Source organism: Pseudomonas sp. S9 (genome assembly GCF_000222125.1).
GTDB classification, from domain to species: domain Bacteria; phylum Pseudomonadota; class Gammaproteobacteria; order Pseudomonadales; family Pseudomonadaceae; genus Aquipseudomonas; species Aquipseudomonas segetis.
This window is the reverse complement of record NZ_AFFX01000009.1, coordinates 206,752-222,734: the sequence shown is the minus strand read 5'-3', so window position 1 is coordinate 222,734 and position 15,983 is coordinate 206,752. Positions and strand designations below refer to the sequence as shown.

Here is a 15,983-nt window from a genome sequence, read left to right as displayed (position 1 = left end):
CAGGTTATGAAACTCAAGCATCTGGCGATTTTGCTTTCTGGTGCAGCCGCCGCTGCACTTGGCCAGGCTGGTTTTGCCGATGGCCAGTCGGCGAAGAGTCAGGCATCACCGATTTACGGTGTGACCCTGCCTGATGGTTATCGTCAATGGCCGCTGATTGCCCCTGCTCAGGAAGCTGCACCGCTTAACGAGTTGCGCGCGGTGCTTGGTAATGAGCAGGCAATCAAGGCTTATGAAAAAAATACCTTGCCGTTTCCAGACGGCACCGTGCTGGTCAAGTTGGCTTGGAAGCACGTTCAGTCCCCGGAGTTCGAACCCGCTTCGATTCCAGGTGCAGCCACCACCGTTCAAGTGATGGTCAAGGACGCCAAGAAATATGCATCTTCAGGCGGATGGGGCTTTGGCCGGTTTATCAACGGCCAGCCCGCTGATGAGGCACAGCACAAGACTTGCTTCGCCTGTCATCAGGCGTTGGTCCGTGATCACGACTTTGTATTCACCCGTTTTGCTCCGTAACTCCACTATCGAAGGACACTGAAATGAAAAAACTATCTGTTGCGCTGGCCCTGGCTGCCAGCTTGGTATTGTCGGCCAGTGCATTTGCCCAAACTGGCAAGCCAACCGTGGTGCTGGTGCATGGCGCATTCGCCGACTCGTCCAGTTGGAACGGCGTGGTGAAAATACTTGAGAAAGATGGTTACCCGGTCATCGCCGCGGCTAACCCATTGCGCAGCGTGAAAAGTGACGGTGCCTCGGTTTCGGCGCTGCTGACGAGCATCAAGTCGCCGGTGGTTCTCGTTGGGCATTCCTATGGCGGTAATGTCATCACTGAAGCGGCCAACGACCACGCGAATGTCAAGGCGCTGGTCTATGTCAGTGCATTTGCTCCAGACAAGGGTGAGAGCGCCGCAGAACTGGCCGGAAAATTTCCGGGCAGCACGCTTGGGCCAACCTTGGCAGAGCCTGTTGCGCTGGCCAGTGGCGGTAAGGACTTGTACATAAAGCAGGCCAAATTCCGTGATCAGTTCGCCGCCGATGTTCCCGCCGCGCAGGCAGCACTGATGGCGGCGGAGCAGCGGCCAGTCACTGAAGCGGCGCTTAACGAAAAGTCTGGTGAAGCGGCCTGGAAGCATATTCCGTCCTGGTTTATCTACGGAGACAAGGACAAGAACATTCCTCCACAAGCCATGGTGTTTATGGCCAAGCGCGCCAAGGCCAAAGGAGAAGTGGTGGTCAAGGGCGCTTCCCATGTGGTGATGGTTTCCAATCCTGGACCGGTCGCTCGCCTGATTGAAAAGGCTGCACAAGCCAAGTGATTTTCACTGCCTGGTAACGGGCTTAGTTGAGACGCAAATCAACAGAGGGTTGAAGTTATGTCAATTCATGATCAGCGGTTCGCCGGTAAAGTTGCATTGGTCACCGGCGGATCACGCGGCATCGGTGCCGCCATTGTCCGTCGACTGGCCAAGGAGGGCGCTGCGGTAGCCTTTACCTATTCTGCCTCCAGCGCAAAAGCCGAGGCGCTTGCAAGCTACATCCAGTCAGCGGGTGGCAGGGCACTGGTGATCAAGGCCGATAGCCGTCTTGCCTCGGATATAGAGCACGCCGTGGCCGCAACCATAGAGCAGTTTGGTGGCTTGAATATCCTGGTCAACAATGCCGGTATTCTCGGGCTTGGCTCGGTCGATGATTTCAGTGTCGAGCAGTTTGACGATATGTACGCAGTCAATGTGCGTGCCGCTTACATCGTCGCTCAGGTGGCCTCGAAGGTGATGAGTCGCGGAGATCGGATCATCATGATCGGCAGTGTTGCGGGCGAGCGCTCCGGCTTCCCGGGGTCAAGCGCATATTCAATGAGCAAGGCTGCTCTGATTGGTCTGGTCCGTGGACTTGCCCTGGATTTCGCCCCTCGCGGAATCACAGTCAACAATGTCCAACCTGGCCCAACGGCTACCGATATGAACCCACCTGACGCGCCCCATCTGGACAAGGCTGTTGCTCAGGTACCACTGGGTAGGCTCGGCACACCAGATGAGATCGCGGGCATGGCGGTTTATCTTGCCAGCGATGACGCATCATTTGTGACCGGAGCGAGCCTGACTGTCGATGGCGGCTATTTGGCCTGAAGCTTGCTGCTCGCCAAAGCGCAGGCGCTGGGTGAGTGGTGCGTTATTGGCCCATGCAATATGGGCCAAGTGTATCGACCGTTATTGAAGCTATTGGCTTTTCCAGCTGGGGCTTGTGCTCCTCGAAACCGGCTGGAAAGCCCTACTCGTAGGAGTGAGCCAGGCATTTCGCTGTTGGCTTTTGTGGTGCGCTGCGTTCGTAGGCATCCGTATTTAGCCTAATTATCCAGACTTCCAGCCATTTTGCTCCAGATGGAGCCCTGTAAAGAGAGAACTCACATGCTATTGCATCTATCAACCTGGGCGGAAATCGAACAATTTCTACAACGCAGCCGGAGCATTGTGGTGCCCATCGGCTCGAACGAACAACATGGGCCTACCGGGCTTCTCGGAACGGACTGGATGTGCCCGGAAATCATTGCATACCAAGCACATAAGGCAGGAGATATTCTGATCGCTCCGACCTTCAATATCGGAATGGCTCAACACCACCTCGGATTTCCCGGCACTATTTCACTACGTCCTTCAACCTTTATCGCGGCGATCGGCGACTGGACGCGCTCACTGGCAGCCCATGGCTTTGAGAAGATCTTTTTTCTCAATGGTCATGGAGGCAATATCGCATCGATCGAAGCGGCTTTCTCTGAACTTTATGCCGAAGCCAGTTTTGCTCGGCGCAAAGCTGGCTTTGCCTTGAAGCTGTGTAACTGGTGGGATCTGCAAGGTGTGGCCGAGCTGGCTAATGAGCAATTTCCTGTTGGCCATGGAATTCACGCAACGCCGTCCGAGATCGCTGTTACCCAGTGGGCGTACCCGGATGCAATCAAGCACGCGGAGTACTCGCCAAAGATCGCTAATTGGGGGCCGATTCGTGAAGCCGCTGATTTTCGTGCCCGCCATCCAGATGGCCGCATGGGCTCGGATCCATCGCTGGCCACTCCGGAAAAAGGTGGGCAGTTAGTGATGATGGCAGCCCGCAGTCTGGTTCGGGAACTACAGGCTTTTAGCGAGGAGCCGGCGCCGGGTTTATAGGGCATCGGGGCAAGTCCGAATGTTCAACGCCCGGCTTATCCGGGCGTTGTTGTTCTAACCAGGGAAAACAATATGGGCGCAAAGCAAACGTCCTGTGTTGTAGCTTTGGCTTGCGGCCTGTCGGGGGAGGACGCTTGTCTGAATCACGCCGCAGGTGTTGCCTTGGCCTCCTTGAGCAGTTGCTGGATCATTTTTTCCTGGGTGTCGTAGCTGCCTTCACCAAAATGGGTGTAACGCACCTGGCCATTTGCATCGATGAGGTAATGTGCAGGCCAGTACTGGTTATCGAAGTTGCGCCAAATCGCATAGTTGTTGTCAATGGCGACCGGATAGGTGATGCCGTACTCCTTGACCTTGGCCTTGACGTTATCGATGATGCGCTCAAAGCCGTATTCCGGGGTGTGTACGCCAATTACCACCAGCCCGTCCTTGCTGTATTTCTGTGCCCAGTCCTTCACATAGGGCAAGGTGTGACGGCAGTTGATACAGTCGAAAGTCCAGAAGTCCACCAGCACCACTTTGCCTTTTAATTGATCCTTGCTCAGTGGTGGGGAATTGAGCCATTGCACCGCGCCATCCAGTGACGGCATGGCACCTTTGGGTTGATCGCTGAGACCATCTGCTCTGACTTTGCTCACCAGGTAATCGACAATCTTTGGCACGTTCTGCAGCACACTGGTTTCAACTTTACCTATTCCTGCCGAAGAAGTGCCCGCCAGTAGGTTGTCATCGGTGCCAGTAGCGATCGCTGCAGCGCTGGCCAGTACGACGCCGCCGACGCCTCTGCGCAACCAGGCGGTAACCGGAATCGAGGGTTTGAGGCGATTGATCAAACCACGGCCGGCGAAAATCAAAATGCCGAGAGAAAAGGCGCTGCCCAAACCATAAGCCAGCAGTAACAAACTGGTGTTTGCGTTGGCACCTTGCAGCATGGCGCTGCTGAGTATCACCCCGAGTATCGGCCCGGCGCAGGGTGCCCAAAGTAGCCCTGTGGCCACGCCGAGCATGATTGATGGCAGCGGGCCGGATATTTGGCGAGTTGCCGGGTCGAGACGGTTGCCCAGTCTTACGAATGGTCGCGTCAGCCACTCACCGACCCGTGATGAAATCAGTGAAACGGCGAACAATGCCATTACCACAAGTGCGATATAACGCCCGCTATTGCTGGCCTGAATGACCCAGGCACTGCTGACCACGGCCAGGCTGGAAATCAGGGCAAATGTAAAAGCCATGCCAGCGAGGCTTAACAGGATTGATGAGCGCTTGCGATCGGCCCCGGCAAACATGAAGGGTACGACAGGCAGGATGCATGGACTCAGGACGGTCAATATGCCGCCCAAGAAAGCGATAAGTATCATGGGATCACCTTGAATATGCACGTTTGTACTGCCCCGGCTTGGCGCTGTGGCCAAGCCGGCAGGCTTACTTCAGGCCGTCTCGGCTTTCAGTAGCTTTCCTTGAGGGGTGCGGCTAGCGCCATTCTCGGCAAGCATCCTGCCCTGTGGCGTGAGGCTTGCCCCATCTTCGACTAGCAAGTTGTGAGTGGGCTGCTTGGTTACAGGCGTCAATTGAAAGCAACTGGCGCTGCCACATACATTTTGCTCGACAGCGGCATTGGCATGGCTTGCAAAACCTGCCACGGCAAAGGCAACAACGGCGATATAACGGCTTAACTTGTTCATGAGTTTGTCCTGTTTCAATTTAATGAAGGGTTACGGGCTCAGTTTTCCGAGCTGCAGTTTTCGGCAACCTTGCGGTAGTCCAGAACATGGATTTGGTTGTGCGAATCGAGATAGGTCATCTGGGCATTGACGATGCCGCACTGCGGAGCATTGTCCTCGGTCAGCGATAGCACCTTGCTGATATCTAGCTGTGTGCCGTAGCTGTATGTTTGCGGCGTGACTTTGGCCTCTGCATGCGCGGACAAGGTACAGATGTTCAGGGCTGCAAACAGACCGGCGGTAGCGATGGCTTTAGGGTTCATGACTGCTCCTTGAATCAATGGTTGATTAACTCGGGGCGCTGGGCTTGGCCTCGATGGAGCCTATTTAAAACGCTGGGTTTATCGCTTATGTGTCGTAAAACAGCGCGGATAAATCTTCAGGTATCCAAGACCGGGCTAGATACACAGCGATACAAGAAAGCTGAGAAATACAGGGTTTTGCTTCTGCATGTATCCAGCACGAGGCCAGATACACTGCAATACAAAGAGATAAGGGCAGGGGCCGCAACGGCCCGATAAACTGAACCACATCTGCATATTCTTGAGGCAAGCGCAATGGAACACGTCGATCACATCCTTATCGTTGACGATGATCGCGAGATCCGTGAGCTGGTGGGCAATTACTTGAAGAAGAATGGCCTGCGCACCACTGTTGTGGCTGAGGGGCGGCAGATGAGGGCCTTTCTGGAAACCACCAAGGTGGATTTGATCGTGCTCGACATCATGATGCCGGGAGATGATGGCTTGATGCTTTGTCGTGAGCTGCGTGCTGGCAAGCATAAAGCTACGCCGGTGCTGATGCTGACCGCACGCAATGATGAAACCGATCGTATCATCGGCCTGGAAATGGGCGCTGATGATTACCTGGTCAAACCCTTCGCTGCTCGTGAATTACTGGCGCGTATCAATGCTGTGTTGCGTCGTACGCGAATGCTGCCGCCAAACCTGATTGTCACCGAGAGTGGACGCCTGCTCGGGTTTGGGCGCTGGCGCCTGGACACTTCAGCCCGGCACCTGCTTGACGAAGACGGCACAATGGTTGCTTTGAGCGGTGCTGAGTACCGTCTGCTGCGAGTGTTTGTGGATCATCCACAGCGGGTACTAAGCCGCGATCAGTTGCTCAACCTGACCCAGGGCCGAGATGCTGATCTGTTCGATCGTTCCATCGATTTACTGGTCAGCCGTCTGCGCCAGCGCCTTTTGGACGATGCTCGCGAGCCGGCCTATATCAAAACCGTGCGCAGTGAGGGCTATGTGTTTTCCCTGCCAGTGGAAATATTGGGTGACTCGGTATGAGCTTCGCCCTGCGCTGGCCCCGTACCCTGGCGTCGCGATTGTCGCTGATATTTATTGTCGGCTTTTTGTTTGCCCATGCGTTTTCATTCGGTGCTCAGTATTACGAGCGCTACCAGTCGGCCAAAGACACCATGCTCGGCAATCTGCAAACCGATGTCTCGACTTCGGTTGCCATTCTTGATCGCCTGCCTGCAAACGAGCGGGCCGGTTGGCTCAGGCAGCTTGAGCGGCGAAACTACAGGTACCTGCTCGATGAGGGAACAGCAGGGGTTCCAATAGATGTAAGCAGGGCTGATGCACCCATTGCCATTGCTTCAATCAAGGAAGCTATTGGGAGGGATTACCCGCTGAGCTTTAGTGACATTCCAGGACTGGTAAAGCATTTTCAGGTGCACCTCAAACTGGCCGATGGCAGTCCCTTGACCATTGACGTCAGGCCATCGATGGTGCCGTTGTCGCCCTGGTTGCCAGCGGTGCTGTTGGGGCAATTGGCGTTGACGCTTGTATGCACCTTGCTGGCCGTGCGAGTGGCTGTTGGTCCACTTACGCGCTTGGCCAATGCTGTCGCTGATCTTGACCCCAACAACCATCCGGTATTACTGAGCGAGAAAGGGCCGACCGAAGTCGCCCATGCGGCCAGGGCGTTCAATGCGATGCAAGCCCGCATCGCTGCCTACCTCAAGGAACGCATGCATCTGCTGGCTGCTATTTCCCACGATTTGCAAACACCTATTACCCGGATGAAATTGCGCGCCGAGTTTATGCATGATTCCAGTGAAAGAGAAAAACTCTGCAATGACTTAGGCGAAATGGAGCATTTGGTACGTGAAGGGGTGGCTTATGCCAGAAGCGTCCACGGTGCGACTGAAGAAAGCCGACGCATTGATCTCGATTCATTTCTCGACAGCCTGGTGTTCGATTATCAAGACATGGGCAAGAGCGTAGCCCTGAACGGCAAGTGCGGTGTCGTCATCAATACCCGTCCCCAGGCTTTGCGGCGGGTTGTGGTTAATCTGACCGATAACGCTTTGAAGTTTGCCGGCGCCGCTGAGCTATGGGTGGGAAAAGATACCCATGGTGGGCTGTCTATAAAAGTCATGGATCGCGGCCCGGGCATCTCTGAGCAAGAGCTGGAACGGGTAATGCAGCCTTTCTACCGGGTAGAGAATTCACGCAATCGCAGCACAGGCGGTACTGGCCTGGGGTTGGCGATCGCCCAGCAATTGGCAATGGCTCTTGGCGGTCAGTTGATTCTAAGCAATCGTGAAGGCGGTGGTTTGTGTGCCGAGTTGAAGCTTAATGCCTGAGGCTGTTTTGTACTCGAGCATCGTTTGATCGGGCAAACCCAATTGTAAATAGCACTTGCCTGATTGCGCGGGGCTGTTTTCGTGCGGTTGCAGGTCAGGAGTTTGGTCTGAAAGCAAAGGCATATCCAACTCAGTCAGACCTATTGCAGCAAGCAGCGTTTCCCGAAATAACGCGTCCATATTTCAACACATCCAAGCCTCGGTGGTGCTGAAGTGGATCAGTGTTTATCCCCCGACAAGCATAGGTAACCCGTATGTCCAAGATCAATCAGGCTTACATAGACGGTCGCTTTGTCACTGTGCAGGGATCTGAAGTGGTGGAGTGCATCAATCCGGCAACCGAGTCGAATATCGCTACAGCCACGCTCGCCAATCGTGACGATGCAATTGAGGCCATCGCTGCGGCTAAGCGTGCTCAAGGGGCTTTGGCCTGTACCACGAAGGCACAGCGTATCGACATGCTCAAGTCTCTCCAGGCATCTGTATTGGCCAGCACCGATGAGTTGCGAGACAGTGCGATCGAAGAGTACGGCGCACCTTTGGCTCGGGCCCAATGGGTGAGTCAATATGCTTCGCAGTCCTTCGCCAATGCTGCGCAAACCCTTGAGGAGTACGAGTTGGTGCGTTCAATCGGTGGGGCGAGGGTCTTCATGGAACCTGTTGGCGTGGTGGGTTTGATTGCTCCCTGGAACAGCGCCGCCGGCACCATTTGCAGCAAATTGGCATCTGCCATCGCAGCTGGCTGCGCATCGGTGATCAAGCCCAGTGAGTTGAGCGCGGTCCAGACGCAAGTGCTGGCTCATGCCCTTGATCGTGCGGGGCTGTCTGACGGGGTCTTTAATATCGTGCTTGGGCGTGGCAGCGATGTAGGCGACGAAATGAGTACAAGTCCTGATGTGGCGAAAATCTCATTCACTGGATCTACGCCGACCGGCAAGCTTATTGCTCACGCTGGTATAGAAACCATGAAACGGGTGAGTTTGTCTTTAACTGGTAAGTCGGCAGCGATCGTGCTCGAGGATGCAGACTTTGACGTGGCAATCCCACTCGCCTTGAATGCTGCGTTTATGAACAACGGGCAAGCCTGTGTTGCCGGCACACGCCTGCTGGTGCCACGTCGACGATTAAATGAAGTGAGCGAGCGGCTCAAGGCGTTGGTTGATGCGCTGGTCGTTGGTAATCCGCAAGATCCAGCCACGACTATTGGCCCTTTGGTCAATCGGGCCCAATACGAGCGGGTGCAACACTTCATCTGCCGCGGCCTGGAGCAGGGCGCCACCTTGATTGCGGGCGGTACAGGCAAACCTCAGGGTTTGGACCAAGGTTTCTTTGTGCAGCCAACTGTCTTTGCCGACGTAAATATGGATATGGATATCGCCCGTGAAGAAATCTTCGGGCCGGTTTTATCCATTTTCACCTACGACAGCGAGGAGCAAGCCATTGCTATCGCAAACGCCAGCACTTATGGATTGCAGGCATATCTGTTCTCGGCGGATCTCGAACGTGCCCAGTGCATCGCCGGCCAACTCCAGGCCGGGACGGTGTTGATCAACAGGATAGTGCCAGATCTGCTGGCGCCTTTCGGCGGCGTTAAACAATCCGGGGTCGGTAGGGAGTTTGGCGTATTTGGCCTGGAGTCTTTCCTGGAAGCCAAAACTGTTGCATTCGGCTAGCGGGCAGGGCTTGAGTAGTTGTTAGTGAAACCACAGATGCATACAACAACTTACACAGCACTGGGTTGCTGAAATACATCAGATACACCGCTGCGATTAGATATTAAGCACATCGTCTGATTTTAATTGTTAAGCGGTTGGTTTCAGTTCGTGTATTACCAACAGGCGTTCACAATCTAGAGCGAGAAATAGTCATGAGTAAAAAACAGTGGCCACTATTGAGTGACTTGCCACCGGATACGGTTACCCCGGTCGATTATGCATATGATCAGTTGGCGAGAGCCGACCTGCCTGAGTTAATTGATGGGATGCGTCAGTGGTTCCCGGATTTGGCAGTAGGCGCAGGTAGGTATTACAGTGATGTTTCATTTTATGAGCAGCGTGTATACCTGAAGGGAGAGCTTGAACGGGATATTGTTGTCTATGTAGGGCGCTACAATGGACGAATCATGGCGGCGATCTGCATTGAGAAAAACGATGATAACCTGACGTTGCTGGGCCGGTATGGCGTTTGTGCGCCCGAACATAGAAGAACCGGCGCTTCTTTATTCGCGGGTTACATCATGGATGCACTTGCCGATTATCTGGGCTCAGCCATGGCCTATTCATTTGTCACCCTTAAGTCCAAGGGTATGCAGGCAATGCTTGAACGTGACGGGTTCAGGGCTGTTGGAATACTGCCTTTTTCCGATAGGGAAATGATCGAAGGCAGCGTTAAACATATCAATGAAATTATATATGCGAAGCATTACATCGAAAGAACTGAACTCTTACCGGTTCACTATGAAAATATGACGGTGTCTGTTCGACGGTTATGGGATGAGCTGTTCGGAAAGATTCAGGATACCTCGTCTCGCTAATCCCTGCGCAACTATAAACAGGCTGTATAAAGTAAGTGGTTGCGCTTTGCCCCCATGACTTAGCCTGCTTGAGCAGCTTTCATCATTTCGTCGATTTTATCTGCGGTTCTTCCGCGACTGGATAATCAACTGGAACTGCTGCTCAAGCATATTGAATACTCTGTATAGCCTACCAAGGTCCACCATGTTCCAAGTTGGTGGCGGCAAGGCTTTGCCTCTGAACGGCGCTGTTTTGCCGCTTTTTCTTGGTTATACGGCTGGGCTCTGAGTTAATTAGTTGTAAGTATTATGATTTATTTGTTTGGTGCAGATTTTGCTTTCTTGCCTGGGCGCATATTGCGCATACGATTAAGGAGGAGGTAATGAGTACGATCCAAGGCATAGGTACTCTGGGAGGCTACAGCGATATTTCATCCCTTGGTGCGAGAAGTCGGAGCGCATTTCGCGAGGAGGCGCTGTTTTCCCTGCCCAAGGCCAACGCACAAGAGCCCGCCACGCGCCAGCGTGAAATCAATGATCAGTCATTTCAGGCTGCGCAAGCGATTGACGAAGGATTCGCCAGGCTCAGACTAGGTTTGCAAGACGCAGGCAATGGCATGGTTTCAGGTAGCGTGGTTGGCAGCTCCCTAGCTGAAAGCCTGGCTGACAGCGGGAGTGTGGCGCGCGAAGAGTTCAGGAAATACATGGAGATGACGCCTGCCGAGAAGATGCGCGACAGCATTCTCAAAGAATTAGGGCTGACCGAGGAAGAGCTGGATGCCATGCCGCCGGAGCAGCAGTCGGCCATCGAAGAGAAGATAGTGCAGCGCATCAAGGAGCGGTCACAGGTGGCAATCAGTGGTGGCAGTGAAAGCCAGATGTCCAACCCTTGGCAGACGCAGAGGATGCCTGGACAAAATGCATTAGGTTCTGGTGATTCTGCTCAGTTCAGTCAGTTTGTTTGAGTGCGTGGCAGCCGCCACCGGGCGTGTCAGTCAGGTGCTGGCGTGGGCGCTGTTGCATAGCGTTGCTGAAAACTATTGGCTCGACAATAAAAGCCCGCAAGTTATCTGCTCGCGGGCTTTTTACTGGCTCAATATCAGGTTTTATCCGCTTGAGCTCCATTGCGCTTGAGCACGAGGGTCAGGATGTCGTAGCTGGCAACCAGTTCACCTTCCTGGTTCGTCACCTCTACGTCCCAGGCTACTACGCCCTGCGGCTCGCCTTTGGGGCTGGTCTTGCCCTGGTCGATTTTGCGCTTGCAGGTCAGTCGCGCTTGAATGGTGTCGCCAATGCCAACCGGGTTGATAAATCGCAATGTATCCAGGCCATAGTTGGCCAGAACCGGGCCTACACCCGGCGATACGAACAAGCCAGCCGCCGCCGACAGTACAAAGTAGCCATGCGCAATACGCTTGCCGAACTGCGACTCCTTGGCTGCAATATCGTCGAAATGCATGTAGAAATGGTCGCCAGACAAGCAACCAAAGTTGACCAGGTCAGCCTCTGTGACGGTGCGGCGGTGGGTCAGCAGCGACTCGCCGATCTTCAGTTCTTCAAAGTAGCGGCGAAACGGATGGACTTCTGTTTCATAGACCTTGGCGCCGCGTACATACTCGCCGGTAACGGCCATCAGCATGCTTGGCGAACCTTGCACCGCGGTGCGCTGTAAATAGTGTTTGACGGCGCGTAGACCGCCTAACTCCTCGCCGCCGCCAGCACGCCCTGGACCGCCATGCTTGAGCATGGGGAGCGGTGAGCCGTGACCAGTAGATTCAGCAGCGGACTCTCGATCAAGTATATGCAGGCGGCCGTGCAGCGCAGCAGTAGCGGGAACGACACGCGCAGCGACCTGTGGGTCCTTGGTCACCAGGCTGGCCACCAGGCTGCCTTTGCCGCGCGCGGCCAGAGCAATTGCTTCATCAATGTCGTCATACGTCATCAGCGTGCTGACCGGGCCGAAGGCCTCGATGTCGTGGGCGCCGCCTGCCGCGTTTGGATCGCGGGGGAGCAGCAGCGTTGGTGCACAGAAAGCACCTTCACCAACACCTTCACCCAATGGTGAAAATCCGTCTTGGGCGCCCAGTAGCATGTCGCTGCTCTGAAGCAGTGCCTGTATACGTTCAGCAACGTCGGCCTGTTGTGCGTGAGATGCCAGGGGGCCCATGCGTACGCCTTCAACCGATGGGTCGCCGGCAACCACCTTAGCCAGGCGTGCGCGCAGGCCTTCGGCAACTGCATCAAGGTGTTTGGCCGGTACGATGGCGCGGCGAATCGCGGTGCATTTTTGCCCTGCTTTTACTGTCATTTCGCGGGCAACTTCTTTGATGAACAGCTCGAATTCCGGGTCGTCCGGTGTGACTTCGGGAGCCAGGATTGCGCAGTTCAATGAGTCTGCCTCGGCGTTGAATGGCACCGAGTTTCGAATCAGGTTCGGGTTTACACGTAGCATGGCTGCTGTGTCGGCTGAGCCGGTAAAGGTCACAACATCCTGGCCTTCCATGCGGTCAAGCAAGTCGCCCGTGCTGCCGATAACAAGCTGCAAGCTTCCGGCTGGAAGCAGGCCGGATTCGTGCATCATGCGCACTGCTGCCTCGGTCAGATAGCTGGTGGCGGTGGCTGGCTTGATAATGCATGGCATTCCGGCGAGGAAGCTTGGGGCAAATTTTTCCAGCATGCCCCAGATCGGAAAGTTGAATGCGTTGATATGCAAGGCAACGCCGCCGCGCGGGACCAGGATGTGGCTGCCGGCAAAGGTGTTGAGTTTGCCCAGCGGCATCGCCGGACCTTCGTGCACAACATTGCCCGAGGGCATTTCACGCACACCGATACCCGAGTAGGTGAACAGGGTTCCCGCACCCCCTTCGATATCAATCCAGCTGTCGGCACGGGTCGCGCCGCTGTGGTGGGACAGGGCGTAGAGCTCTTCTTTGCGTTCGAGCAAGTATTTGGCCAGCGCCTTGAGCCGTTGTGCGCGTTGTTGGAAGTCCATCGCCATCAATTCGTTGATGCCGCGTTGGCGTGCGTATGCAATTGCTTCAGCGAAGTCCAGTGACTCTTCGTGAGTGTGGGTGATGGTCTGGCCGTTAATGGCGCTACGCAGGGATTTTGCTGCGTGCTGGCCAATCCAGCGTTCACCGATAAAGCTTTGCAAGATGCTTTGCTGAGACATTTGAGCTCTCCAAATACATGACTGCCCGATCAATCAGGCGGTTGTGCAACTGCGAGTATGAGTCGCGAGTGCTGCAGCGAATGAGTAGCAGGTGACTGGATTCATCTGCGGGGCGTTGGATGCGTGCCGCCGACGGCGCTTAAAGTTCGTCGAAGTCGAGCACGACTTTTTCACTGAGTGGGTAGCTTTGGCATGAGAGTACGTAGCCTGCCGCGACTTCGTAGTCTTCCAGGGCAAAGTTGCTGTCCATCTCGACCTCGCCTTCGATGACTTTGCATTTGCAGGTCGAACACACGCCGGCTTTGCACGAGTAAGGCAGTTCCGCGCCCTGGGCGTTGGCGGCGTCGAGAATGCTCTGGCTGTTGCGCGCCAATTCGAAGGACTTGCTGTGGCCATCGCTGGTGACAGTGATTTGGCACAGGGCGCTGTCAACGGCTGCTGCGGCCTGGCGCTGTTGCCGCTTTTGCTCGCTGCCAGCGGCGGCAAAGAGCTCGAAGTGGATGCGCTCGGTTGGCATGCCATTGGCTTTGAGCTGCTCGCGCACGGTTTCAGTCATGGCTTGCGGGCCGCAAATAAAGGCTGCGTCGAGTGTGGTGACGTCCAGCCACTGTTTAAAGAACTGCGCGCATTTTTCGGCGTCGATATGGCCGTTGTAGAGGTCGACATCCTGTTGCTCACGGCTGAACAGATAGATGATGTTCAAACGTTGCAGGTAGAGGTTCTTCAGGTCACTCAGTTGGTCGCGGAACAGCGTCGAGTTACTGGAACGGTTGCCGTAGAGCAAGGTGATGTGGCTGTGCGGCTCGCTTTCAAGGGTGCTCTTGATTATCGATAGAATCGGCGTGATGCCGCTGCCGGCTGCGACGGCCAGGTAGTTGCCGTGGCGCGCAGGGTCCAGATCGACATGAAATGAGCCACTGGGCGGCATGACTTCGAGGCTCTGCCCGACTGTTAACGTCTCGTTGGCATAGCAAGAAAATAGCCCGCCACCAACACGCTTGATCGCCACGCGCAGGTCGTTATCGTTAATGCCTGTACAAATGGAGTAGGAGCGACGCACCTCCTCACCATTGATCTGGGTGCGCATCACCAAGTGCTGGCCTTGAGTGAAGCGAAACTCGTCGCGCAGCTCGCTGGGAATATCGAAGGCGATCGAAACTGCATCGCGCGTCTCGGGGCGGACGTCTTTGATCTTCAGATTGTGGAATTTGCTCATTATTGTTCTCCGGCGATGGCTGCGCTCAGATGCACTTGAAGTAATCAAAAGGTTCCAGGCAGTCACGGCAACGGTACAACGCCTTGCAGGCGGTCGAGCCGAACTGGCTGAGCAGTTCTGTGTTGGGGCTGCTGCACTGTGGGCAGCAGATCGCTTCTGTTTCGCCGAGCAAGCTGCGCTTATTGCTGCTGCCAACCGGCGGGGCGATACCGTAGGCACGCAAGCGTTGGCGGCCCTGTTCAGTGATCAGGTCGGTGTTCCAGGCCGGATCAAGGCGGCGCTCGAGCATGGGCGCGGCAAAGCCAGCCTGTTCCAGGGCCTGGCGAATATCGTCTTCGATCACTTCGGTAGCAGGGCAGCCGGAGTAGGTGGGCGTCACCACCAGGTGCACATGGCCCTGCTGCCAACCCACCTCGCGGACGATGCCCAGGTCGACCACGCTGACCACCGGTACTTCCGGGTCCATGACCTCGGCCAGCACTGCCCAGGCCTCGGCGATATCAGCGCTTGAGCCTGGGCGGGCGCCCTGGTCACTGGTGATCAGCTCACCAGGTTGCATTTGGATAGGTCCTCGGTAGGTACTGCATTTCCGCCAGAATGAAACCCAGATGCTCGGTGTGCAGGCCTTTGCGCCCGCTCAGGTAGAAATGCTTGGCTGCCGTGGGCACCGGCAGGGTGGCGAGCGTGAACGTTTGGCTAACCTGGGCCAGCCAGGCTTGCGCGACCTTGTTGTGGTCGGCGCCGATACCTGCTTCAGCCAGGCGCTGCTCGATTTCGTCGCCAGCGCTGAGTTCTACCGTAAAGCGCCAGACCTGTTCGATGGCGGCCAGCATGCGCTTGTGGCTCTCTTCAGTGCCGTCTCCCAGGCGCTGTACCCACTCACTCGAACGGCGCAGGTGATAGGTCACTTCCTTCAAGGCTTTGGCAGCTATACCGGCAATGCGCTCGTCACTGGAGCCACACAACTGCTGCAAGACATCAAGGTGCCAGGCATCGTAGAGAAACTGTTTGGTCATGGTCACGGCGTAATCGCCATTGGGTTGCTCAACCAGCAGCAGGTTGCGAAATGCCCGCTCATCCCGACCGAAGGCCAAGTCATCTGCGGTGCGCCCGTCGTCCAGCAATTGGGCTGCGTACTCAAGCCAGTTGCGCGCCTGGCCTATCAGGTCCAGGCCGACGTTCATCAGGGCCAGTTCTTCTTCGAGAGCCGGTGCATTGCCGCACCACTCGCATAGTCGTTGGCCCTGGATCAGTGCGCTGTCACCCAGGCGCAGCAAGTATTGGATCAGATCATCGTTCATCCGCAACCTCACATGTGGCCGACTTCAGCCGGCAACTCGTAGAAGCTGGCGTGGCGATAGATTTTGTCATTCGAGGGGTCGAATAGCGGTTCTTTCTCGTCGGGCGCAGAGGCGGTAATGGCTGCCGAGGGCACAACCCACAGGCTTACACCTTCGTTGCGGCGGGTGTACAGCTCACGGGCGTTTTCCAGCGCCATGGCTGCATCAGCGGCGTGTACGCTGCCGACGTGCTTGTGGTTGAGGCCGTGCTTGCTGCGCACGAAAACTTCGAAAAGGGTCCAGTCAGACATGCTAATAA

At 55.6% G+C, this 15,983-nt stretch carries 17 protein-coding genes; 9 read left to right on the top strand and 8 right to left on the bottom strand.

Translation table 11 applies throughout. From position 1 onward, the window contains the following. Positions 1–6 precede the first annotated feature (6 nt). The 4 genes from PSES9_RS0117335 to PSES9_RS0117320 all read left to right on the top strand — a co-directional run bounded on the left by PSES9_RS0117335 (position 7) and on the right by PSES9_RS0117320 (position 3,158). Complete coding sequence (locus PSES9_RS0117335) at positions 7–516, top strand: cytochrome P460 family protein (RefSeq protein WP_029529623.1); 510 nt, start codon at positions 7–9, stop codon at positions 514–516. Between the two features lie 23 nt (positions 517–539). Next, the gene (locus PSES9_RS0117330) at positions 540–1,316 is read left to right on the top strand and encodes an alpha/beta fold hydrolase (RefSeq protein WP_010489059.1); all 777 of its coding nucleotides are present in this window, start codon (positions 540–542) and stop codon (positions 1,314–1,316) included. Positions 1,317–1,373: 57 nt separating this feature from the next. Beyond that, positions 1,374–2,126, top strand: a complete 753-nt coding sequence (locus PSES9_RS0117325) for a 3-oxoacyl-ACP reductase family protein (RefSeq protein ID WP_010489057.1) — start codon at positions 1,374–1,376, stop codon at positions 2,124–2,126. Positions 2,127–2,405: 279 nt separating this feature from the next. Beyond that, complete coding sequence (locus tag PSES9_RS0117320; protein ID WP_010489055.1) at positions 2,406–3,158, top strand: creatininase family protein; 753 nt, start codon at positions 2,406–2,408, stop codon at positions 3,156–3,158. A 143-nt stretch (positions 3,159–3,301) separates the two neighbouring features. Here the strand turns inward: PSES9_RS0117320 and PSES9_RS0117315 are convergent, their stop codons facing one another. The 3 genes from PSES9_RS0117315 to PSES9_RS0117305 form a co-directional block, all read right to left on the bottom strand. Continuing rightward, positions 3,302–4,516 (bottom strand): cytochrome c biogenesis protein DipZ, encoded by a 1,215-nt coding sequence (locus tag PSES9_RS0117315; protein ID WP_010489052.1) that lies wholly within the window; start codon positions 4,514–4,516, stop codon positions 3,302–3,304. A gap of 69 nt (positions 4,517–4,585) precedes the next feature. Then, positions 4,586–4,840: a hypothetical protein gene (locus tag PSES9_RS0117310; protein WP_010489050.1), complete on the bottom strand. Its 255-nt coding sequence runs from the start codon at positions 4,838–4,840 to the stop codon at positions 4,586–4,588. Between the two features lie 38 nt (positions 4,841–4,878). After that, positions 4,879–5,142: a DUF2790 domain-containing protein gene (locus PSES9_RS0117305; RefSeq protein ID WP_010489048.1), complete on the bottom strand. Its 264-nt coding sequence runs from the start codon at positions 5,140–5,142 to the stop codon at positions 4,879–4,881. A 294-nt stretch (positions 5,143–5,436) separates the two neighbouring features. Between PSES9_RS0117305 and PSES9_RS0117300 the strand changes: the two genes are divergently transcribed. From PSES9_RS0117300 to PSES9_RS23845, 5 genes are all read left to right on the top strand, one after another. Then, on the top strand, positions 5,437–6,177 hold the full coding sequence (locus PSES9_RS0117300; protein WP_010489045.1) for a response regulator: 741 nt from the start codon (positions 5,437–5,439) through the stop codon (positions 6,175–6,177). After that, positions 6,174–7,484, top strand: a complete 1,311-nt coding sequence (locus PSES9_RS0117295; protein ID WP_010489044.1) for an ATP-binding protein — start codon at positions 6,174–6,176, stop codon at positions 7,482–7,484. The genes PSES9_RS0117300 and PSES9_RS0117295 overlap by 4 nt, the downstream gene beginning before the upstream one ends. A gap of 254 nt (positions 7,485–7,738) precedes the next feature. Next, a complete protein-coding gene (locus tag PSES9_RS0117290) occupies positions 7,739–9,157 on the top strand; it encodes an aldehyde dehydrogenase family protein (protein WP_010489042.1) in 1,419 nt (472 codons plus the stop codon). Positions 9,158–9,351: 194 nt separating this feature from the next. Then, positions 9,352–10,017: an N-acetyltransferase gene (locus PSES9_RS0117285; protein ID WP_010489041.1), complete on the top strand. Its 666-nt coding sequence runs from the start codon at positions 9,352–9,354 to the stop codon at positions 10,015–10,017. Positions 10,018–10,379: 362 nt separating this feature from the next. After that, positions 10,380–10,961: a hypothetical protein gene (locus PSES9_RS23845; RefSeq protein ID WP_010489040.1), complete on the top strand. Its 582-nt coding sequence runs from the start codon at positions 10,380–10,382 to the stop codon at positions 10,959–10,961. Positions 10,962–11,095: 134 nt separating this feature from the next. Here the strand turns inward: PSES9_RS23845 and paaZ are convergent, their stop codons facing one another. From paaZ to paaB, 5 genes are all read right to left on the bottom strand, one after another. Continuing rightward, positions 11,096–13,168: a phenylacetic acid degradation bifunctional protein PaaZ gene (gene paaZ, locus PSES9_RS0117275; protein WP_010489039.1), complete on the bottom strand. Its 2,073-nt coding sequence runs from the start codon at positions 13,166–13,168 to the stop codon at positions 11,096–11,098. A gap of 139 nt (positions 13,169–13,307) precedes the next feature. After that, positions 13,308–14,384, bottom strand: coding sequence for a 1,2-phenylacetyl-CoA epoxidase subunit PaaE (gene paaE, locus PSES9_RS0117270; protein ID WP_010489038.1), 1,077 nt, complete (start codon positions 14,382–14,384; stop codon positions 13,308–13,310). A 25-nt stretch (positions 14,385–14,409) separates the two neighbouring features. Further along, positions 14,410–14,943, bottom strand: a complete 534-nt coding sequence (gene paaD, locus PSES9_RS0117265) for a 1,2-phenylacetyl-CoA epoxidase subunit PaaD (RefSeq protein WP_010489037.1) — start codon at positions 14,941–14,943, stop codon at positions 14,410–14,412. Continuing rightward, positions 14,930–15,685 (bottom strand): 1,2-phenylacetyl-CoA epoxidase subunit PaaC, encoded by a 756-nt coding sequence (paaC, locus tag PSES9_RS0117260; protein ID WP_010489036.1) that lies wholly within the window; start codon positions 15,683–15,685, stop codon positions 14,930–14,932. The genes paaD and paaC overlap by 14 nt, the downstream gene beginning before the upstream one ends. 8 nt (positions 15,686–15,693) lie before the next feature. Then, the gene (paaB, locus tag PSES9_RS0117255) at positions 15,694–15,975 is read right to left on the bottom strand and encodes a 1,2-phenylacetyl-CoA epoxidase subunit PaaB (RefSeq protein WP_010489035.1); all 282 of its coding nucleotides are present in this window, start codon (positions 15,973–15,975) and stop codon (positions 15,694–15,696) included. Positions 15,976–15,983: the final 8 nt, after the last annotated feature.